This is a genomic window from Streptomyces sp. NPDC046712, assembly GCF_040645695.1.
Taxonomy (GTDB): Bacteria; Actinomycetota; Actinomycetes; order Streptomycetales; family Streptomycetaceae; genus Streptomyces.
On the sequence record NZ_JBEYYW010000047.1, the window covers coordinates 25,967 to 46,263 of the forward strand.

Here is a 20,297-nt window from a genome sequence, read left to right on the forward strand (position 1 = left end):
ACGTACCATCGACCCATGGAGTCGACCGAGCCCGAGGGCCCGACGCAGCGGGACTGGACCGACGAGCACGTGGCGCAGTGGCAGCCCGTGCTGCCCGGCCTCGACCCTGTCGTGGAGGGCGCGGTCACCCGTATGAAGAAGCTCTCCGTCCATCTGCGGCGGGTGCGCGAACAGTCACTCGTCGACTTCGACCTGGAGCGCCACGAGTTCGACACGCTCCACAAGCTCGCCGGCCGCGGCGGCAGCGCCGCACCCTCCGACCTGGCCCAGGACCTGGACCTCGCACCGGCCTCGGTCACCGGCCGCCTCGACGCCCTGGAGAAGCGCGGCTTCGTCCGACGCACGCCGTCCACGACCGACCGCCGCCGGGTCGTCGTCGAGCTCACCGCCTCGGGCCGCGAGACCTGGCTCGGCGCGATGGACGTCCTCGGCCACGAGGAGGACCGCCTGCTCGGCGTCCTCGACGAGGACGAACGCACCCTGCTGAACGACATGCTCCGCCGGATCATGCTGGCCGCGGAGCAGGACGCCGCCGGTGCCCGGCCCCTGCACGGCTGAGCCGCTCGGTACGGCTGCGCCGCCCGCCGCCTAGCCCTTGAAGGCGGCCTGGGCCATGCGCATGATCCGCTTGAACTCCTCGTCGCCGTTCTTTCCGGTCGGGAGCATCGAGTACACCAGGACCCGGCGCAGGTCGGGCGTGGCGAACACCCCGGACGTGTAGCCGCGGTTCGTTCCCGTCTTGCCCCAGACCAGAGGCCCGTTGTTCGGCAGCCGGGTGCGCGTCAGGCCGCCGTAGCTGAAGCTCGCGTCGGGCACCGACGGTGTCGTGAACAGCAGCTTCTGCTCGGCGGGGCGCAGCAGCCGACCGCGCATCAGGGCGTTCATGAAACGCGTCAGTTCGGGGGCCGTGGAGACCATCCCGCCCTCGGCCCAGGCCCAGTCGTCGGCGGGCAGGGAGGTGTGGCGCAGACCGAGAGGCCGCAGCACACGGTCGTGGACCTCCTCGGCGTACGACCGGCCTGTCACCTTCTCGACGACGAGACCGGCGATGAAGTAGTTGATGCCGTTGTACTGGACGGTCTTCCCCGGGGCAGTGGGGGTCCCGCAGGAGACCGCGGAGGTCACGACCTCCACCGGGGTCCCGGGCCGGACGCACTCCGGCTTCTGCAGACCGCTGGTGTGGCTGAGCAACTGTCCGACGGTGATGGGCTCGTACGAGGCGGGCAGCAGCCCCGGCAGCAGTTCCTGCACGGTGTCGTCCAGGGCCAGTCGGCCCTCGCCGACGAGCTGGAGCGCGACGGTGGAGGTGAAGAGCTTGGTGATGCTGCCGATCGCGAACGGCGCCTCCGCCGGCCGCGTCCATTCCCCGGCGGTCCCGGTCCACCGGCCCTCGCGCCCGGTCACCCGGATCATGGCACCCCGGACGTAGTCGTCGGGCAGCCCGGCGAGCGCCGCGCGCAGGGCGACGGGGTCGACGTGTCCGTGCTGCGCGGCGACCGCGGTCACCGCAGGGGGTGCCGCCGCCGCTGCGGGCACGGTCGCCCCCACCACTCCGGCGAGGGCGAGACCCGCCACCGCTACCGTCCAACGCGCCTTGCTGATCCGTGAGTTCGTCATGGATCAAGCATCCCGCCGGATGATCGCCGGGCCCATCGGGGACGACCCTGGTCGGCCCCTGACGCGCCCCCTAGATGCTCAGCGAGCGTGCGTAGTTGAGCTGGCCCATCACCCAGTGGATGGTGTCCGGCCCGGTCGCCGGGATCATCGTGGCGTGGTGCCGGCCGCCGCTGGTCACCGTGACCTGGATGAAGCCCGTCGTCTGCTTCTCCTTCATCAGCAGGAAGAGCAGACCCAGCAGGCACAGCACGAAGAAGATGATCGCCAGCACGATCGCGACCGTCGGGATCTTCTCCTCGGTACGCGACATGTCCATCGCGTTCCACACCGCCCCCTTGAGCGGCATGTTCCCGGCGGGCGTGATGATCTGATCACCCATCACCGTGATGTCGCCCAGGCTCAGCAGCGGTGCACCGCCGCCCTGAACCACCGGCGGATGCTGCGGCGGCATCGGCGCACCGGGAAGGGTCGGCTGGTACCCCTGCCCCGGCACCCCCGCCTGCGGGTATCCGTACCCGGGCGCCCCGGCCTGCTGCTCCGGCCCCCACTTGTACTCGCCGTCCGCGTAAGGGTTCGGCTCGCTCATCAGTCCCCGCTCTCCACAAAGAAAAAGCCCGCTCCTGCACGCCGCAGCGTACAGAAGCGGGCCACTGCCCCGGAAAGGGTGTCAGAAACGACGCGTGATCAGCGCGCGCTTCACTTCCTGGATCGCCTTCGTGACCTCGATGCCACGCGGGCAGGCGTCCGTGCAGTTGAACGTCGTGCGGCAACGCCACACGCCGTCCTTGTCGTTCAGGATCTCCAGGCGCTGCTCGCCCGCCTCGTCACGCGAGTCGAAGATGAAGCGGTGCGCGTTGACGATGGCGGCCGGGCCGAAGTACTGACCGTCGTTCCAGAAGACCGGGCAGGACGACGTGCACGCGGCGCACAGGATGCACTTGGTGGTGTCGTCGAAGCGCTCGCGGTCCTCGGCCGACTGCAGACGCTCACGCGTCGGCTCGTTGCCCTTGGTGACCAGGAACGGCATGACGTCCCGGTACGCCTGGAAGAAGGGCTCCATGTCGACCACGAGGTCCTTCATCACCGTGAGGCCCTTTATGGCCTCGACCGTGATCGGCTTCTCGGGGTTGATGTCCTTGATCAGCGTCTTGCAGGCGAGCCTGTTCTTGCCGTTGATCCGCATCGCGTCCGAGCCGCAGATGCCGTGCGCGCACGAGCGGCGGAAGGTCAGCGAGCCGTCGACGTCCCACTTGATCTTGTGGAGGGCGTCGAGCACACGCTCCTTCGGGTCGATCTCGATCTGGAAGTCCTCCCAGACCGACGCGTCCGACACCTCGGGGTTGAAGCGGCGGATCCGCATCGTGACCGTGATGTACGGGGAGGCGGCGGAGTCCGCCTCGACCTTGTCCAGTACGGGGGTAGCCATCAGTACTTACGCTCCATCGGCTGGTAGCGGGTCTGGACGACCGGCTTGTAGTCGAGACGGACGGTCTCGGAGCCGTCGTCGCCGACCTCGCGGTACGCCATGGTGTGGCGCATGAAGTTGACGTCGTCGCGGTTCGGGTAGTCCTCGCGGTAGTGACCGCCGCGGGACTCCTTGCGGGCCAGGGCCGAGACGGCCATGACCTCGGCCAGGTCGAGCAGGTTGCCCAGCTCGATGGCCTCGAGGAGGTCCGTGTTGAAGCGCTTGCCCTTGTCCTGGACGGAGACGTTCAGGTAGCGCTCGCGCAGCTCGGCGATCTTCTCGACGGCCGTCTTGATCGTCTGCTCGGTGCGGAACACCATCACGTTGGCGTCCATCGTCTCCTGGAGCTCGCGGCGGATGTCGGCCACCCGCTCGTTGCCCGTGGAGTTGCGCAGCCGCTCGACCTGCTCCTCGACGAACGTCGCCGGGTTCTCCGGCAGCTCCACGTAGTCGGACTTCGCGGAGTACTCGGCGGCCGCGATACCGGCGCGCTTGCCGAAGACGTTGATGTCGAGCAGCGAGTTGGTGCCCAGACGGTTGGCGCCGTGCACGGAGACACAGGCGACCTCGCCGGCCGCGTACAGACCCGGGACGACGGTGGTGTTGTCCGCCAGGACCTCACCCTCGACGTTGGTCGGGATGCCGCCCATGGCGTAGTGCGCGGTGGGCTGGATCGGGATCGGGTCCGTGTACGGCTCGATTCCGAGGTACGTACGGGCGAACTCGGTGATGTCCGGGAGCTTGGCGTCGAGCTGCTCCGGCGGAAGGTGCGTCAGGTCCAGGTAGACGTGGTCTCCCTCGGGACCGCAGCCGCGGCCCTCGCGGATCTCCGTGTAGATGGAGCGCGAGACGACGTCACGGGACGCGAGGTCCTTCATGACCGGCGCGTACTTCTCCATGAAGCGCTCGCCGTCCTTGTTGCGGAGGATGCCGCCCTCACCACGGGCGCCCTCCGTCAGCAGGATGCCCATGCGCCAGATGCCCGTCGGGTGGAACTGGAAGAACTCCATGTCCTCCAGCGGCAGACCGCGCCGGTAGCAGGCCGCCTGGCCGTCACCCGTCAGCGTGTGCGCGTTGGAGGTCACCTTGAAGAACTTGCCCGTGCCGCCGGAGGCGTAGATCACGGCCTTGGCCTGGAAGATGTGGATCTCACCGGTGGCCAGCTCGTACGCGACCACACCGGCGGACTTCTTGACGCCGTCGACCTCGGTGATCAGCTGGTCCAGGACGTAGAACTCGTTGAAGAACTCCACGCCCTCCTTGACGCAGTTCTGGTACAGCGTCTGGAGGATCATGTGGCCGGTGCGGTCCGCGGCGTAGCAGGACCGGCGGACCGGGGCCTCGCCGTGGTTGCGCGAGTGACCGCCGAAGCGGCGCTGGTCGATGGTGCCGTTCGGGGTCCGGTTGAACGGCAGACCCATCTTCTCCAGGTCGAGGACGGCGTCGATGGCCTCCTTCGCCAGGATCTCGGCGGCGTCCTGGTCGACCAGGTAGTCACCACCCTTGACCGTGTCGAAGGTGTGCCACTCCCAGTTGTCCTCCTCCACGTTGGCCAGCGCGGCGGCCATGCCGCCCTGCGCGGCGCCCGTGTGGGAGCGGGTGGGGTAGAGCTTCGTGAGCACGGCGGTGCGGCTGCGCTTCGTCGCCTCGATGGCGGCGCGCATGCCGGCGCCGCCGGCGCCGACGATGACGGTGTCGTACTTGTGGATCTTCATGACGTGGATTACCTCAGCCCCGTGCCTAGCGGATGTTCGGGTCGAAGGTGAAGATCACCAGCGTGCCCAGAAGGATGGTGAACACCGTGGCGGTGTACAGCAGGCCCTTGAGCCACAGGCGCGTGTTGGCCCGCTCCGCGTAGTCGTTGATGACCGTGCGGAGGCCGTTGGCGCCGTGCAGCATGGCGAGCCAGAGCATCAGCAGGTCCCAGACCTGCCAGAACGGGGACGCCCAGCGGCCGGCCACGAAGGCGAAGCCGATCTTGGAGACGCCGCCGTCGAGGAAGAGCTGGATCAGCAGGTGGCCGAGGACCAGGACGACGAGGACGATGCCGGAGAGGCGCATGAAGAGCCATGCGGCCATCTCGAAGTTGCCTCGGGTCGCCCGCGGCGTCCTGCCGGTGCGCTTGCGGGGGGCCTCGATGTACGGGGCCGGGTTGTCCACGTCGTAGGAGGCGCCCTCGACGGGACCGATCGCGGAAGTGGTGTCAGCAGACATGTCTGGCGTCAGCTCCCGAACAGTTCACGTGCGGCGTGGCCGAGGACGGGGTAGATGGAGCCCGCCATCAGCACGACCCAGATGCCCACGACGGTCCAGAGCATCTGCTTCTGGTAGCGCGGGCCCTTGGACCAGAAGTCCACGGCGATGACCCGGAGGCCGTTGAGCGCGTGGAAGAGAATGGCGGCGACCAGGCCGTACTCGAGGAGTGCGACGATCGGCGTCTTGTACGTGGCGACCACGTCGTCATAGGCCTCGGGGGAGACGCGGACGAGAGCGGTGTCCAGCACGTGTACGAACAGGAAGAAGAAGATGAGGACGCCGGTGACTCGATGAGCCACCCAGGACCACATTCCTTCCCGGCCGCGGTACAGCGTTCCAGCCGGCACGGAAAAACCCTCCGGGAGCGGGGATCAGGGTCGGCCGGCTTCGATGTCGGTCTGACCCGGCCGGGTACGGTCCACCGGCCCCGGTCATCGTAGCGACGACTTGTCGGTTCGCTCGCGCGGGGTCCATAGGTGTGATCAAAGAGGCACGGACGGGCTATCGCCTGGGCGGGAATCGCCGCATTCCGGACGGAATCACGAGCCGGCGATTCCGAATGTGAGGCGGGCGCGGGCCAGCCGGCGGAGCTCGTCGGCGGCGATCACCCGCTCTTCCTCCGGTTCGTTGCCGAGCCGTGACCGGATGCCGGCCAGGACCTGGTCGAGGCGCTCACCGGGGCGTACGCCGTCCAGGCTGATCACGAAGGCGTGCCCGAACCTGCTCTCGTACGCGGCGTGGGCGGCCCGCAGGGCGGTGTGCGCGGCGGGCGGGGCGTCGGGATGCGGCGCGGCGGAGGACTCGGCGGCCAGCGCCTCGTCGAGGTCGGTACGGGACAGGTCGTATCCGGCCTCGTCGGCGGCGGCGAGCAGCGCGTCGAGCGTCGGGTACGGACGGTGCGCGGTCACCCGTTCGGCCCAGCGGCGGCTGTGGCAGCAGGAGAGGAGCAGTTCCTGGGCGACGGCGGCCGGGGCCGCGTTGAAGCGCCCGAGACCGAGGGGGTGCCGGGGGCCGCCCTGCTGGGCAGGTATCGCGGGAGCGGCGGGGGAGCCCAGGTTCCGGGAAGAGGCACGGGTGTCGCTGGTCAGCGTGGACTCCGGGAATGGTGGGGTGGGTGTGACGCAACGTTATCGACGAGGGGTGAGAACTGTCCGACGGATGCGCGAATTTCACCCGGAAGGGAGAGTTTCGGAACGTGTGCGTGACGTTTCGGCGTCGGCGCCCGCCTCCGAATGGCCCCATCCGACCCCCTGAGGGAGGATCCGAGTGATGCGGTACGCCATACGAGGGGCCCAAGCGGGCCCGACACTCCTCGCGGCCGCGGTGGCACTGGTCACCGTGACGGCCTGCTCCAACGGGCCGTCCTCCGGCCCGGCCGGCCCCACGTCCGGAGCCGGGACGCCGTCGCCGGTCACCAGCGCGCCGACGAGCGCGGCACCGAGCCCCACCCCCACCCGGACGTTCCCGCTCTCCACCGCCCCGCTCACCGTCCCAGCCGTCCGCTCCCACGAGGCGGCCCGCGGCCCGGGCTGGCGCCCCACATCCGAGGCCGGCGTCGTCGTCGCCCCGGGCAGCGAGGGGCTCGCCGACGAGGGGCGGCTGCTCGCGGGGGAGCTCAAGATCGCGTACCGGGGCGCCGTCGCCGCCCGCGCGGGCGACGTCGAGCTGGCGCTCGGCGGGAAGGGCGCCCCCGAGTCGTACACGCTCACGACCCGCGACGACCGGGTCCGGATCACCGGCCCCGACCAGGCGGGGGTCTTCTACGGCACCCGCACCCTCAAGCAGTCGGTGAAGGGCTCCGGCGCGATGCCCGAGGGCACGGTCACCGACGCCCCCGCGAAGCCCCAGCGCGGACTGAACCTCGACATCGCCCGCAAGTTCTTCACCGTGGACTGGATCGAGGCCCGGCTCCGCGAGATGGCCGACCTCAAGCTCAACCAGTTCGGTCTGCACTTCTCCGACGACCAGGGCTTCCGCATCGCATCGGACACCCACCCCGAGATCGTCTCCGCCGAGCACCTCACCAAGGCCGAGGTGCGACGGATCCTCGCGCTCGCGGAGAGCCTGCACATCACCGTCGTGCCCGAGATCGACTCGCCCGGACACCTCGGCGCCGTCCTGCGCGCCCACCCGGACCTGCAGCTCCGCAACGTCCAGGGGACCCCGCGCCAGGGCGCCATCGACATCTCGAAGCCGGCGTCGGCGCGGCTCGTGGACGAGCTGCTGCGCGAGTACTCCGGTCTCTTCCCCGGCGGCTGGTTCCACGTCGGCGCCGACGAGTACCAGGCGCTGACCGTCCGCTCCCCGGCGGCCTCCTATCCGCAGCTGGCCACGGCGGCGCGGCAGAAGTACGGCCCGCAGGCGGGCGTCCAGGACCTGGCGGAGGGCTGGCTGAACGACCGGGCGGCGGTGGTCCGCGAGGCGGGCAAGGTCGCGAAGGCGTGGAACGACGGGTTCTTCCGGGGCGGGGTCGTCAGCGCCGACCGGCGCATCGAGGTCGAGTACTGGACCGGCAAGGAGATCGGGGCCCGGCCGCCGGCCGAGTACCTGGCCGAGGGCCGGAAGGTCGTGAACCTCAACGACGAGTTCCTGTACTACGTCCTCGGCCAGCCGAACCAGTTCACGTATCCCACCGGGCGCCGGATATACGAGCAGTGGACCCCGCTGGTCCTGCGCGGCGTCACACCCGTGCCGCAGCGGTACGCGTCCCAGATCCTGGGCGGCCGGTTCGCGGTTTGGTGCGACCGTCCCCAGGCGCAGACGCAGGCGCAGGTGGCCGACGGGATCCGGATGCCGCTGACGGCGACGGCCCAGAAGCTGTGGGACGCGCGGAAGCCGACGGCGAGCTGGGAGCAGTTCCGGGCGCTGGCGGCGCAGGTGCGTGGCTGACCAGCGGTTTTCCCATGGACGTGGGTCTTCCGCGTGGCATACGTTTCCCCTCCGCCGCGGCCGCCAGGCCGCCCGGCGCCTCGGGGAGGGGCGCCGTGGACCCATGGGGGTTCGCTCGACCATGCTCCGCAATCCGACCGGCTTGTCCCATGCCGTCGTGTCCCTGCTCGGCCTCAACGTCGTTTTCGACGTCCTGCTGTCCGTGTTCGACATCCGCGTCCTGCTCACCGACCCCACGGCGGGCGGCTACGACCCGGCCGTGTTCGGCCCCCTCGACCTGGACCTGACCTACAGCATCGCGTTCACGCTGTACGTGGCGACCGGGATCGTCTTCATCGTCTGGTTCCACCGGCTGCGGAGGAACGCCGGCGTCTGGGCCGGTGACCTGCAGAGCCGGGGCCCGGGGTGGGCCATCGGCGGGTGGTTCATCCCGATCGGCAACCTGTGGATCCCGCGCGGGATCGCCGTGGACATCTGGCGGGCCAGCCGCTTGGCCCCGTACGCCGCCGACGGGAAGAGCGAGCTGACGCTGCTCAACAGCTGGTGGGGGTTCTGGGTCGCCGGCACGGTGGTGGACCGGATCGCGGCGCGGCTCTACAGCAACGCCTACACCGCCGACGCGTATGTCACCGCGGCCTCCTGGTCGTTCGTCGGCTACGCCCTCGACATCGCCGCAGCCGTCCTCGCGATCCGGTTCGTCCCTCGCCTGACCTCCATGCAGCATGCGAAGGCCACCGGCGTGCTCCCGGCCGCGCGGTAGGAGGAAGCGCGACCGGGCGCCGGCGGCGAAGGGGGGTCGAGTCGGCCGGAGTACGCTCCCCACCGCGGTGGCCGCCCGGTCGCCGGGTGCCTCGGGGAGGGGCGCCGCTCACCCGTGGGGGTTCCGCTCCGACATGCTCCGCAATCCCGTTGGTCTGTCGTACGCCGTCGTGGCGCTGCTCGCGGCGCTCGCCGTGGCCGATGTCGCTCTCATCGCGGCGGCCATCGACGTACGGCTGCTGATGACCGGCGACCTGAAGGACCACCCGGATCCGGCCGGCTTCGCGCACATGGGCGTCGAGGTCGCGACGGTCTTCTGGGGGCTGATCCAGCTGGCGCTCGCCGTCGTCTTCATCATCTGGTTCTACCGGGTCCGCAAGAACGCCGGCGTCTTTGCGCCCGATCTGCACCGGGGCGGTCCGGGCTGGGCCATCGGCGCCTGGTTCGTCCCGATCGCCAACATCTGGTGGCCGCGGACCGTGGCGGCCGGCACCTGGCGGGCCAGCCGCCGGGACCCGTACGGCGAGGGCAAGGTCGAAGGGGAGTCGTTGGCCCTGCTCAACTGGTGGTGGGTCTTCTGGATCCTGACGGGCATCGGCAACTTCTTCGCGTCCTCGGTGTACGACGACGCGGACACGGTCGAGGAGTTCGCGGCCGGGGCCGGGGCGCTCATGGGAGCGGCCGTCGTGGACATCGTCGCCGTCGGTCTCGCGATTCTTTTCGTCCGTCGTCTGACCTCTATGCAGCACGCGAAGGCCACTGGCATGATTCCGGCCGCGCAGTGACGTAATCGCGCCAGGCGGCGCAGTAAGGGAAGTACTGCGTCCGCAACGGGAGGCCTCCATGAGCCTGCTGGAACTGATCGACCGGGCCGACGAACGGAGTCTGGCGGCCGCCGGGCTCGCCTGCCTGGACCGGTGTCTGCCGCTGCTCGCCCCCGAGGGCGGCGAGGCGCTGCGGCCCGTCTGGGCGGCGGTCGCACGCGGCGACGGCGGGGCGTGGGGCGAGGCGATGGCCAAGGCCCGGGTCGAGCTGGACGGTGACGCCGGGAACGACGCGACGGCCGGGCTCGTACGCGGGATGCTGGACACCGCGCCCGCCGAGTGGGCCGAGGGGCCGCTGCGGGAGTGGGCCTCCGGATGTTCTGTCACCGCGCTGGCCCTGCACGGCCGGTACGACGCGGCCGAGGTCACCGACGAGTCGATCGCGCGCTGCCGGGCCGGGGACGGCGCCGGGGTGGGGCCGCTCCTCGCGGGCGAGCTGCGCCGGCAGGAGACCGTCCTCGAATCGGTCGCCCATGGCCCGACCGGTCTGCGTCGGGCCCGCGAACTCTCCACGGAGGGCGGCCGCGTACTGCGCGCCGTCGTCTCCCGCCGGGCCCGCACGGCCTGACGCCGGCCGGGGCCCCTCGGGCCCCGGCCGTTCGCTTCATTCCTTCGGGCCCGCCATCCGCGCGACCGTCTCCGCGATGTCCCTCTCCGCCACCGCCTTGTCGAGGCCGAGGCCGGTCAGGACCCCGTCGCCGTCCTCGAACTCGAGCAGCGCCAGCAGGATGTGCTCGGTGCCCACGTAGTTGTGGCCGAGCCGCAGTGCCTCCCGGAACGTCAGCTCCAGGACCTTCTTCGCCGCGGCGTCGTACGGGATGAGCGCGGGCACCTCCTCGACCGCCGGCGGCAGCGTCGGGGTGACGGCCTCGCGCAGCCGCTCGGGCGTCACACCCTGCGCGCTCATCCAGAGCCCCGCGAGGCCCTCGGGTTCGGCGAGGAGGCCGAGGGCCAGATGGCCGGGGAGGGTCTCGGCGTTGCCGGCGGCCGTGGCCTCGTTCTGGGCGGCCATGACGACGTTCCTGGCCCGGGGGGTGAACCGGCTGAACCCCGCGTTCGGGTCCATCTTCTCGGAGTCCGGGTCCTTCGGGACGAACCGCTTCTGGGCCGCCTGCCGGGTGACGCCCATGCTCCTGCCGATGTCGGTCCAGGAAGCACCCGAGCGCCGTGCCTGGTCGACGAAGTGCCCGATCAGATGATCGGCCACGTCGCCGAGATGGTCCGCCGCGATGACCGCGTCGGAGAGCTGGTCGAGGGCGTCCGTGTGGCCCCTCTTGATCGCTTCGATGAGGTCGTCGAGCCGGACGGGATGGGTCATGCCGACTGGTTTCGTCATAGAGGCAACCCTAGGTTGACAGTCCATGGGTGTCAACCTTCGGTTGACAGTTCGAGGGGCGCCATGATGATCGCCATGACGACGACGAGCGACCCCACCGCCCCCGGCACCCTCACCGCCGACGACCTCCAGCACGCCGTCCGCCTCTCCCTCACCACCCTGCGCGGCGCGGCCGCCACGACGACCACCGACGACTGGCAGCGTCCCGCCGGTGCCCTGACCTGGAGCTGCTGGGAGACCGTCGAGCACCTCGCCGACGACCTCTTCGCCTACGCCGCCCAGCTCGGCCTCGAAGCGCCGCTCGACACCGAGGTGCCCTTCCTCTGGGAGCGGCGCCGCGAAGGCGGCCCCGCCAACGTCACCTACGCCGATCCCGAGGCGGGGACGTCCGGGCTGCTCCAGGTCCTCGAGTCCTGCGGCGCGATGCTGACCGCCCTGGTCCGTACCGTCCCCGCGGACCGGCGCGCGTACCACTGCTTCGGAATCTCCGGCGGCGAGGGCTTCGCGGCCATGGGCATCGTCGAGATCCTCGTGCACACCCATGACGTCGCCACCGGCCTCGGCGTCCCCTTCCACCCGCCGGCCGGCCTGTGCGACCGCGTGCTCCTCCGGCTCTTCCCCGACGCCCCCACGGACACCGACCGCTGGCCGACCCTGCTGTGGGCCACCGGCCGCGGTGAGCTCCCGGGGCGCGAACGGCTCACGTCCTGGCGCTGGTTCGCCGAACCGCGGGGTTCGGAGGAGCCGCGGGGCCCGGAGGAGGTGCGGGGGTCGTAGGGGTCGCGTGACCGGGCGTGCCCAAAGGTCGGACGGTGTGACCAAGATGTGGGCATGGTGTGACCAGCGCCACCTCCGTCACCTGTGACACTTGCGTCCCACTGGTCGCTTGGTTTGGCATGTACCAGGAATCCGACTCCGCGCCGGCCTTGCCGTCCGCCGACGGAATGCGCGCCTACGTGACCCATGTCGTCGAACGGCTCACGGCCAGGAGCCGTCTGCCGCTCGACTACTCCGTCGCCAGCCTCCGCCTGGTCGACCTGATCGTCGACGGCCTCCGTCGCGACCAGCCCGACCGCGACCGCGTCGACCGCATCCTCCAGGGCCTGGGCGCGTACACCGGAGAGGTGATCGTGCGCCGGGCCGGGGCGCAATGGGTGGACTTCGACGAGGGGCAACGGGAGTTCTTCCGGCAGCCCGTCGGGATCCGGATGCCCGACGGGCGGGCCTGGAACCCCCTCGGAAAGGTCGTCAACCGATTCGAGACAGGTCCGGAGGAATCCGTACAGCGCTTCTACCTGCTGCTGCACGGCCGGGCCAGGACACCTGTGCGCTGCCTGTGAAGCTGTGACGTTTCCACGGGTCCGCGCGCTGAAGGGGAGGGGGGATGGCGCGCCGCGCCCTGCCTCACGGGGGCATGGGCACGGTGAGCGGTGCCGAGTCGGCACGAAGAGGGAAGTGTGGGCGCGTACGACGCGGAACTGGGGATCCTTGTCGAGCGCGCGCAGGGCGGGGACGAGGACGCGTTCGCGCAGGCCTACCGTCTGGTCCACCCCGGACTGCTCGGCTATGTACGGGGCCTGGTCGCCGAGGACGCCGAGGACGTCGCCTCCGAAGCCTGGCTGGAGATCGCCCGGGACCTGGGACGGTTCCGTGGCGACGGGGCCGGGTTCCGGGGCTGGACCGCGGTGATCGCCCGCAACCGGGCGCTGGACCATCTGCGCCGGCAGCGAAGACGGCCCCTCACCTCCTTACTGGAGCAGGACGTCCTGGATCTGCCGGGTGGTCACGACACGGCGGCCGCGGCCCTGGAGAGGCTGTCGACGGAGCAGGCGCTCGCCCTGGTCCGCAGCCTGCCGCGGGACCAGGCCGAGGCCGTGCTGCTGAGGGTCGTGGTCGGCCTGGACGGACCGGCGACGGCGCGCGTCCTGGGCAAGCGCCCCGGGGCGGTCCGCACGGCGGGCCACCGGGGCCTGAGGAGACTGGCGTTACTGCTCGCCGCCGCGGAGCCGCCGCGGCGGCGGAAGGATGGGACATGACACGTGAGCCGGACCCGCTCGGCGCGGCGCTGAGCGCGGCGCTCAGCGCCGCGCTGCGGCGCGAACAGGACGGTGCCGACACGGGCGAGGCCCGGGCGCGCGAGGCCTTCCGGGCGGCGCGGGACGGCGCGGGGTACGCGGCGCGCCGCACCAGACGGCGGGACGACTGGCGGTCCGTGACGGTACGGGGTCGGTGGCGCGGTTCCCTGCGGACCACTGCGCTCGGTGTCGCCGCGACGGTCCTCCTCGGCGGTGTCGCCGTGGCGGCGTCCGGAACCCTCGACCCCGACCCGCCCGCACCGGCACCCGTCCAGGACAACCCCGAGGCTCCTGAGCCCCCCGAGGCGAGCCCCCGCGCGTCGGCCGTCCCCACGGCGGGGGACCTGGCGCCGGACCGGCGCGACAGACGGACGCGCAAGACCATGGGCAGGGACCCGGACGCCGACATCGGCAAAGGCATGGACAAGGACAGGGGCAAGGACAAGGACAACGGCAAGTTCAAGACCAAGGTCGAGAAGAGCAAGGTCCACGATCCGAAGCGCGCCGGATCGAAGGATCAAAGGCCCTGAAAAGAGGGCGAATAGGAGGACGACCGGGGCCGCCACCCCCCACAGGAGAGGCCCCGGTCGCCGTCCGCCGGAGCCGCAGCACGGCCCCGTACTCCCTACAGCGCCATGGATGCGTTTTCTGTCACACCGTCCTGCCCCCCTCGAAGGTTGCAGGTTGTACAAAGACCGGACGAACATGGACGCGGTGACGGGGAAGGACGTAGCGTGCTGGTGCGCGCCGGACGGTGCGGCGGTGGTGACCAGCCGTGATGACGAACAGGGTGGGGAGTGCTCGGGGACGACGCGGAGCTGACGGCCGCGGTGCTCGCTGCGCAGGACGGGGACGACGACGCCTTCCGTACTGTGTACCGCGCCGTGCATCCCCGGCTGCTGGGCTACATACGCACGCTCGTCGGTGACGCCGACGCCGAGGACGTCGCCTCGGAGTCCTGGCTCCAGATCGCCCGCGACCTCGACCGCTTCAGCGGCGACGCGGACCGGTTCCGGGGCTGGGCGGCACGTATCGCCCGCAACCGGGCGCTCGACCACATCCGGATGCGGGGCAGACGACCCGCCGCGACCGGCGACGAGACCGAACTCACCGACAAGCCCGCGGACTCCGACACCGCGGGCGAGGCCCTGGAGGCACTGGCCACCGGCCACACCATGAATCTGATCGCCCAACTGCCACAGGACCAGGCAGAGGCCGTCGTCCTGCGGGTCGTCGTCGGCCTGGACGCCAAGAGCGCCGCCGACACCCTCGGGAAGCGCCCCGGCGCCGTACGGACCGCCGCGCACCGCGGTCTCAAGCGCCTTGCCGAACTCCTCGGCTCCGAGGGCGACGGCAGCGGTACCCCGCTCGGGGGCGTACCGCCGCAGCGCGGTCGCCGACCGGGGGCCTCGGCTCCCGGTGGTGTGACGCAATCGCGCGCGCGTACGCAGAAGGACATGTGATGGCCGACGAGCGGTACCAGTGGCTCGACCAGGAGGCCGCGGAGCGACTGCTGCGCGGCGAGCCGGTCGAGGCCGTCGACGATCACGTCCGCGAGCAGGCCGAGCGCCTCGCTCAGGCCCTCGCATCGGTCCGGTCCCTGCCCCTCGCCGGACCGGCGCGGGCTGAACTCCCCGGCGAGGAGGCCGCCCTGGCCGCCTTCCGCAAGGCCACCGCCGAGCGCGTCACCGCGTCCGCGTCCCCGTCCGCCTTCGTGCCCACCGCGGAACTCGGCGGAGTGCGGCTCCGGCCGGTGCCCGCCGTCCGGCAGTGGGGACGCTCGCTGCGGTACGGACTGGCCGCGGCGGTCGCCGCCGTCGCCGTCGGCGGGGTCGCCGTCGCCGCCGGCACGGGCATGCTCCCCTTCGACACCGATCGTCCGGAGCCGGCCGGCTCGGTATCGGCCGTGGAGATCCCGGAACCCGTCGTCTCGGGCTCCCCCGACGACGGGTTCGGTACGGGTACGCCGTCGGTGCCTCCCTCGGGCGAGGGCCGGACCCCCGGCGCGTCCCCCTCGCTCTCCACGCCCCCGGCCACGGCCGGCTCCGGCGGTACGGGCGACAAGGACGACGCCACGCCCAAGCCGGGGAAGACCGCGACCCCCACGGCCCGCGGCGGCGACACCTTCTCCGCCAAGACCCTCAAGGCCTGTCAGGACTACCGCGCCGGACGACTCGACGACAGCGCCCAGCGCCGGCTCACGGAGTCGGCGCGCACCGGCGAGACCGTACGGCGCTTCTGCGACCGCGTCCTGGCCGGCGGTTCGACGAGCGGCGCCACCAGGGAGCCGTCCGGCGGCTCCTCGGGCGGCTCCTCGGGCGGCACGGGCGACGGCAAGGGCGACGACAGCTCCTCCGGAGAGGGCGATCGAGCGGGAGCGTCCTCGGGCGCCGGCACCGGCAACGGCGCCGGCGGCAAGGGCCGCGAGGACAAGCGTGCCGACAACGGTTCCGACAAGCGTGCCGACGGCCGCGACACCGGGCACGGCAAGGGCTCCGACCGTACCCAGAACCGCTCGTAGGACCAGGCGTGACATCGGCGAGACAGCGGGCGTAACACTTTTCGGCCCGTCGGCGCAGTACTGAGTGAGCCGACTGGTCATCGGCCGCGCAGAGAGCCGGGGTTCCCCCCGTACCTTCGGCTCCGCGCACCCGGCGCGGGTGGGACACGTTCCCCCGGTCCCACCCGCGCCCCTTCCGCTCTCCCGCTGCTACCAGTGGACGACGACCTTGTCGCCGACCTTCACCTGGTCGAAGAGCGTCGCGATCTTCCCCCGGTCACGGACGTTGACGCAGCCGTGCGAGGCCCCGTTGTAGCCGCGGGCCGCGAAGTCCGACGAGTAGTGCACGGCCTGGCCACCGCTGAAGAACATCGCGAACGGCATGGGCGTGTGGTAGATCGTCGAGACGTGGTTGCGGCTCTTGGAGTTGACCTGGAACGTGCCCTCACGGGTCGGCGTGTTCTCGGAGCCGAAGCGGACGTCCATCGACGAGACGACCTTGCCGTCGATCATCCAGGCCAGCGTCCGGCTCTCCTTGCTGATGCACAGCACCCGCCCGGTCATGCAGCGCGGGTCCGGTGTGTCCAGCTTGTTGGTCGTGGAGGGCTTCAGCTCGGCGGCCGTCGGCTTGTGCGTCATCCCGACCAGCCGCTGCCAGGTCGTCTCGTCCACCGAGCCGGTCTGCGGCAGCTCCCGCTTCTTCTGGAAGGCCTTGACCGCGCCCGCGGTCATCGTGCCGTAGAAGCCCGTGGGCGCACGGTCGAAGTACCCGACCTGCCGCAGCCGCGCCTGCAGCTCGCGCACCTTCTCGCTCTCGTCCCCGTCCTTCATCAGGACCTTGGCGGCCGGCTGCGCGGAGGTGGGGGAGGAGCTGGGCGTGGAGGACGGCTTGTCGTCCGTCGTCGGCGTGCCGGCCGGCTCGGTCGTCGGCGTGGTCGGGGCCGGGGCCGATGACGAGCTCGGCGGCGCGCCGGTCGTCGAGGGCGACGCGCCTCCGCCGCCGGCCGCCTGGGCCGTACAGCTCGTGACAAGTGCCACGACGGCCATGGACATGAGTGCTCTGCGTATGACGGACGAACGGCGCATCGGAAGCCCCCCGGGTATCAGACTGTGTACCTATTGGATGCTTCCCACGTCCGCTTGGTTGCGCACGCGACGCAAGTACGGAGCATGCTGTTACGAAGTGCGGAGCATGCTGTGAGGAAGGTCCCAGCGTGCGGCTCTCCACCCGCCGCACGGCCGCCGCTACAGTCCGTCGCGAGGGTCGGTACCGCAGAGTAGGTCTATCGGGAGGCACAACAGATGGCGCGCGAGTCGGAGTCGGGGCTCCCCATTGAGCCGGTCTACGGACCGGACGCCCTGGACGGGTGGGATCCCGCCGAGAAGCTGGGCGAGCCGGGCTCGTACCCCTTCACGCGCGGCGTGTACCCCTCGATGTACACCGGCCGCCCCTGGACCATGCGGCAGTACGCGGGCTTCGGCACGGCCGTGGAGTCCAACGCCCGCTACAAGCAGCTCATCGCCAACGGCACGATGGGTCTCTCCGTCGCCTTCGACCTGCCGACCCAGATGGGCCACGACTCGGACGCGCCGATCTCCTCGGGCGAGGTCGGCAAGGTCGGCGTCGCCATCGACTCGATCGACGACATGCGGATCCTGTTCGACGGGATCCCGCTGGACAAGGTCTCGACGTCGATGACGATCAACGCCCCCGGCTCCCTCCTGCTGCTCCTCTACCAACTCGTCGGCGAGGAGCAGGGCGTCCCGGCGGACAAGCTCACCGGCACCATCCAGAACGATGTGCTCAAGGAGTACATCGCCCGCGGCACGTACATCTTCCCGCCCAAGCCCTCGCTCCGGCTGATCGCGGACATCTTCAAGTACTGCAAGACCGAGATCCCGAAGTGGAACACGATCTCGATCTCCGGCTACCACATGGCCGAGGCCGGCGCCTCGCCCGCGCAGGAGATCGCGTTCACCCTCGCCGACGGCATCGAGTACGTCCGTACCGCCGTCGCCGCCGGCATGGACGTGGACGACTTCGCGCCCCGCCTCTCCTTCTTCTTCGTGGCCCGCACCACCGTCCTCGAAGAGGTCGCCAAGTTCCGGGCCGCCCGCCGCATCTGGGCGCGGGTGATGAAGGAGGAGTTCGGCGCGAAGAACCCCAAGTCGCTGATGCTCCGCTTCCACACCCAGACCGCCGGTGTGCAGCTCACCGCCCAGCAGCCCGAGGTCAACCTGGTGCGCGTCGCCGTCCAGGGCCTCGCGGCCGTCCTCGGCGGTACGCAGTCGCTGCACACCAACTCCTTCGACGAGGCCATCGCCCTGCCGACGGACAAGTCCGCCCGCCTGGCCCTGCGCACGCAGCAGGTCCTCGCGTACGAGACCGACGTCACCGCCACCGTCGACCCGTTCGCCGGTTCGTACGTCGTCGAGAAGATGACCGACGACGTCGAGGCGGCCGCGCTGGAGCTGATGGCCAAGGTCGAGGACATGGGCGGCGCGGTCAACGCGATCGAGCGCGGCTTCCAGAAGAACGAGATCGAGCGCTCCGCCTACCGCATCGCACAGGAGACTGACAGCGGCGAGCGCGTCGTTGTCGGCGTCAACCGCTACACGATCGACGTCGAGGAGCCCTACGAGCCCCTGCGCGTCGACCCGGCGATCGAGGCCCAGCAGGCCGAGCGGCTCGCCAAGCTGCGCGCCGAGCGCGACCAGGCGGCCGTGGACGCGGCGCTCGCCGAGCTGAAGAAGGCGGCGGAGGGCACGGACAACGTGCTCTACCCGATGAAGGACGCGCTCAAGGCGCGCGCCACGGTCGGCGAGGTCTGCAACGCGCTGCGGGAGGTCTGGGGCACGTACGTCCCGACCGACGCGTTCTGATCTTCCGCGATACGAAACAGACGGGCGGAGTGTCGTACCCACGTGCGACACTCCGCTTCATGTTGGGTGTCACCGATCTTCCGACGTATCTCGTGGGCCTCGTCCTCATCATCCTTCTGCCGGGGCCGAACTCGCTGTACGTGCTGTCCGTCGCCGCCCGCAAGGGCACCCGTACGGGATACAAGGCGGCCGCCGGCGTCTTCACCGGGGACGCGGTCCTGATGACGCTGGCCGCCCTCGGCGCGGCCTCGCTGCTCCAGACCACCCCCCTGCTCTTCATGATCGTGAAGTACGCGGGCGCGGGGTACCTGGCATGGATGGCGTACGGGATGCTGCGGGCGGCCTGGTCGATGTGGCGCGGCCGGCACGAGGCACCCGACGAGGAGACCGTCCAGACCCCGGCCACCGCAGGGGAGAACCCGTACCGCCGGGCGCTGATCATCAGCCTCTTCAACCCGAAGGCGATCCTCTTCCTGATCTCGTTCTTCGTGCAGTTCGTCGACCCCGGCTACGCCTACCCGGCGCTGTCCTTCCTGGTGCTCGGCACCCTGCTGCAGATCGGCAGCTTCCTCTACCTCACGATGCTGATATTCGGCGGAACACGGCTCGCCGCCGCGTTCCGACGCCGCCGCCGGCTCTCGGCGGGGGCGACCTCCGCCGCGGGCGCCCTCTTCCTCGGCTTCGCCGCGAAGCTCTCCCTCAGCAGCGCCGCTTGACCCTGACACCGTGTGAGGCCGTTCCGTAGGGGGCGTCATGTTCACCATCGGAGACTTCGCGCGGCACGGGCGGGTGTCGGTCCGGATGCTGCGTCATTACGACGCCATCGGACTGCTGCGCCCGGCCCATGTCGACCCGCACAGCGGCTACCGCTTCTACGAGGCGGACCAGCTGGCCCGCCTCAACCGCGTCATCGCGCTCAAGGAGCTCGGCTTCACCCTCGACCAGGTGGGGTCGATCCTCGACGAGCACCTCGGCGCGGAGGAGCTGCGCGGCATGCTGCGGCTGCGCCAGGCCGAGCTGGAGACGGCCCTGGCGGAGGCGGCGGGACGGCTGGCGCAGGTCGGCGCGCGGCTCCGAGCCATCGAGAGCGAGGGACACATGTCCACGCAGGACGTCGTGATCAAGAAGGTTCCGCCGGTGCGGCTCGCCGAGCTGAGCGGGGTGGCGGCCGGGTTCGGCCCCGGCGAGATCGGCCCGGTCATCCAGCCGCTGTACGAGCGGTTGTGCGCGCGCCTGGAGGCCGCGGGCGTGACCGGGTTCGGCCCCGGGATCGCGTACTACGAGGACGCGGGCGCCGCTGACGGCTCGGTCCTCGTGCACGCCGGCATGACCGTCCCCGACGGTACGGAGGTGGAGGGCGTCGACATCGTGGTGCTGCCGGGTCTGGAGGAGGCGGCCACGGTCGTCCACCGGGGCCCGATGGACGAGCTCCTGCCGACCGTCCAGACCCTGGCCACCTGGATCGACGCCAACGGCTACCGCTCGGCGGGCTATGCCCGGGAGCTGTATCTGGAGTGCCCGGACGACACGGCGAAGTGGGTGACGGAGCTCCAGGAGCCGGTCGTCCGCGCGTAGTCGTACGGGGCGTGCAGGGGTGGGCCGGCTTCACCGGCCTCATGATCACGCCGCCGTGCACCGTACCGAGGAGGTTGGTGTCGTGGCTGGTCATGATGTGGCTGAGGGTGGTGCGGGA

23 protein-coding genes and 1 pseudogene are annotated in these 20,297 nt (G+C 70.8%); 14 read left to right on the plus strand and 10 right to left on the minus strand.

The window, feature by feature from the left end; translation table 11 throughout:
- Window positions 1-15: 15 nt before the first annotated feature.
- Window positions 16-558: a MarR family transcriptional regulator gene (locus tag ABZ939_RS35860; RefSeq protein ID WP_361864626.1), complete on the plus strand. Its 543-nt coding sequence runs from the start codon at window positions 16-18 to the stop codon at window positions 556-558.
- Between the two features lie 30 nt (window positions 559-588).
- On the opposite strand, the gene ABZ939_RS35865 is transcribed toward ABZ939_RS35860, so the two are convergent.
- From ABZ939_RS35865 to ABZ939_RS35895, 7 genes are all read right to left on the minus strand, one after another.
- Complete coding sequence (locus ABZ939_RS35865) at window positions 589-1,617, minus strand: serine hydrolase domain-containing protein (protein ID WP_361864628.1); 1,029 nt, start codon at window positions 1,615-1,617, stop codon at window positions 589-591.
- Window positions 1,618-1,687: 70 nt separating this feature from the next.
- Complete coding sequence (locus ABZ939_RS35870; protein ID WP_361864630.1) at window positions 1,688-2,203, minus strand: hypothetical protein; 516 nt, start codon at window positions 2,201-2,203, stop codon at window positions 1,688-1,690.
- Window positions 2,204-2,284: 81 nt separating this feature from the next.
- Complete coding sequence (locus ABZ939_RS35875; RefSeq protein ID WP_361864632.1) at window positions 2,285-3,043, minus strand: succinate dehydrogenase iron-sulfur subunit; 759 nt, start codon at window positions 3,041-3,043, stop codon at window positions 2,285-2,287.
- Window positions 3,043-4,797, minus strand: coding sequence for a succinate dehydrogenase flavoprotein subunit (gene sdhA, locus ABZ939_RS35880; RefSeq protein ID WP_361864633.1), 1,755 nt, complete (start codon window positions 4,795-4,797; stop codon window positions 3,043-3,045). The genes ABZ939_RS35875 and sdhA overlap by 1 nt, the downstream gene beginning before the upstream one ends.
- Before the next feature lie 25 nt (window positions 4,798-4,822).
- Window positions 4,823-5,296 (minus strand): succinate dehydrogenase hydrophobic membrane anchor subunit, encoded by a 474-nt coding sequence (locus ABZ939_RS35885; RefSeq protein WP_361667817.1) that lies wholly within the window; start codon window positions 5,294-5,296, stop codon window positions 4,823-4,825.
- Between the two features lie 8 nt (window positions 5,297-5,304).
- Window positions 5,305-5,685: a succinate dehydrogenase, cytochrome b556 subunit gene (sdhC, locus tag ABZ939_RS35890; protein WP_352191932.1), complete on the minus strand. Its 381-nt coding sequence runs from the start codon at window positions 5,683-5,685 to the stop codon at window positions 5,305-5,307.
- Between the two features lie 192 nt (window positions 5,686-5,877).
- Complete coding sequence (locus ABZ939_RS35895) at window positions 5,878-6,369, minus strand: 2-oxo-4-hydroxy-4-carboxy-5-ureidoimidazoline decarboxylase (RefSeq protein ID WP_361864667.1); 492 nt, start codon at window positions 6,367-6,369, stop codon at window positions 5,878-5,880.
- Between the two features lie 238 nt (window positions 6,370-6,607).
- Between ABZ939_RS35895 and ABZ939_RS35900 the strand changes: the two genes are divergently transcribed.
- From ABZ939_RS35900 to ABZ939_RS35915, 4 genes are all read left to right on the plus strand, one after another.
- Window positions 6,608-8,227, plus strand: coding sequence for a family 20 glycosylhydrolase (locus tag ABZ939_RS35900; RefSeq protein WP_361864636.1), 1,620 nt, complete (start codon window positions 6,608-6,610; stop codon window positions 8,225-8,227).
- 157 nt (window positions 8,228-8,384) lie between these two features.
- Window positions 8,385-8,987, plus strand: coding sequence for a DUF4328 domain-containing protein (locus ABZ939_RS35905; RefSeq protein ID WP_361864638.1), 603 nt, complete (start codon window positions 8,385-8,387; stop codon window positions 8,985-8,987).
- Window positions 8,988-9,120: 133 nt separating this feature from the next.
- Complete coding sequence (locus ABZ939_RS35910; protein WP_361864640.1) at window positions 9,121-9,771, plus strand: DUF4328 domain-containing protein; 651 nt, start codon at window positions 9,121-9,123, stop codon at window positions 9,769-9,771.
- A gap of 58 nt (window positions 9,772-9,829) precedes the next feature.
- Window positions 9,830-10,378 (plus strand): hypothetical protein, encoded by a 549-nt coding sequence (locus ABZ939_RS35915; RefSeq protein WP_361864642.1) that lies wholly within the window; start codon window positions 9,830-9,832, stop codon window positions 10,376-10,378.
- 36 nt (window positions 10,379-10,414) lie between these two features.
- On the opposite strand, the gene ABZ939_RS35920 is transcribed toward ABZ939_RS35915, so the two are convergent.
- Entirely contained in the window at window positions 10,415-11,146 is a 732-nt protein-coding gene (locus ABZ939_RS35920; RefSeq protein WP_361864644.1) for a Clp protease N-terminal domain-containing protein, read from the minus strand.
- 75 nt (window positions 11,147-11,221) lie between these two features.
- Between ABZ939_RS35920 and ABZ939_RS35925 the strand changes: the two genes are divergently transcribed.
- The 6 genes from ABZ939_RS35925 (at window position 11,222) to ABZ939_RS35950 (ending at window position 15,742) form a co-directional block, all read left to right on the plus strand.
- Entirely contained in the window at window positions 11,222-11,923 is a 702-nt protein-coding gene (locus tag ABZ939_RS35925; RefSeq protein WP_361864646.1) for a hypothetical protein, read from the plus strand.
- A 119-nt stretch (window positions 11,924-12,042) separates the two neighbouring features.
- Window positions 12,043-12,486 (plus strand): hypothetical protein, encoded by a 444-nt coding sequence (locus ABZ939_RS35930; protein ID WP_361864648.1) that lies wholly within the window; start codon window positions 12,043-12,045, stop codon window positions 12,484-12,486.
- Between the two features lie 117 nt (window positions 12,487-12,603).
- Window positions 12,604-13,182 carry an RNA polymerase sigma factor gene (locus ABZ939_RS35935; protein WP_361864649.1) on the plus strand — a complete coding sequence of 193 codons (579 nt, stop codon included), beginning with the start codon at window positions 12,604-12,606 and terminating at the stop codon, window positions 13,180-13,182.
- On the plus strand, window positions 13,179-13,751 hold the full coding sequence (locus ABZ939_RS35940) for a hypothetical protein (RefSeq protein WP_361864651.1): 573 nt from the start codon (window positions 13,179-13,181) through the stop codon (window positions 13,749-13,751). The genes ABZ939_RS35935 and ABZ939_RS35940 overlap by 4 nt, the downstream gene beginning before the upstream one ends.
- 267 nt (window positions 13,752-14,018) lie before the next feature.
- Window positions 14,019-14,684: an RNA polymerase sigma factor gene (locus ABZ939_RS35945; RefSeq protein WP_361864653.1), complete on the plus strand. Its 666-nt coding sequence runs from the start codon at window positions 14,019-14,021 to the stop codon at window positions 14,682-14,684.
- On the plus strand, window positions 14,684-15,742 hold the full coding sequence (locus tag ABZ939_RS35950; RefSeq protein ID WP_361864655.1) for a hypothetical protein: 1,059 nt from the start codon (window positions 14,684-14,686) through the stop codon (window positions 15,740-15,742). The genes ABZ939_RS35945 and ABZ939_RS35950 overlap by 1 nt, the downstream gene beginning before the upstream one ends.
- A 189-nt stretch (window positions 15,743-15,931) precedes the next feature.
- Here the strand turns inward: ABZ939_RS35950 and ABZ939_RS35955 are convergent, their stop codons facing one another.
- A complete protein-coding gene (locus ABZ939_RS35955) occupies window positions 15,932-16,774 on the minus strand; it encodes a L,D-transpeptidase family protein (RefSeq protein WP_361864657.1) in 843 nt (280 codons plus the stop codon).
- Between the two features lie 249 nt (window positions 16,775-17,023).
- Here ABZ939_RS35955 and ABZ939_RS35960 point away from each other — a divergent pair, with 249 nt between their 5' ends.
- Genes ABZ939_RS35960 through ABZ939_RS35970 form a run of 3 tightly spaced genes read left to right on the plus strand, consistent with a single transcriptional unit; the run spans window position 17,024 to window position 20,179 of the window.
- A complete protein-coding gene (locus ABZ939_RS35960; RefSeq protein ID WP_361864659.1) occupies window positions 17,024-18,604 on the plus strand; it encodes a methylmalonyl-CoA mutase family protein in 1,581 nt (526 codons plus the stop codon).
- 59 nt (window positions 18,605-18,663) lie between these two features.
- A complete protein-coding gene (leuE, locus tag ABZ939_RS35965) occupies window positions 18,664-19,320 on the plus strand; it encodes a leucine efflux protein LeuE (protein WP_361864661.1) in 657 nt (218 codons plus the stop codon).
- 37 nt (window positions 19,321-19,357) lie between these two features.
- On the plus strand, window positions 19,358-20,179 hold the full coding sequence (locus tag ABZ939_RS35970) for a MerR family transcriptional regulator (protein WP_361864663.1): 822 nt from the start codon (window positions 19,358-19,360) through the stop codon (window positions 20,177-20,179).
- Between the two features lie 31 nt (window positions 20,180-20,210).
- On the opposite strand, the pseudogene ABZ939_RS35975 reads toward ABZ939_RS35970, so the two are convergent.
- Window positions 20,211-20,297: pseudogene (locus ABZ939_RS35975) on the minus strand (acyl-CoA thioesterase); the annotation flags it as partial.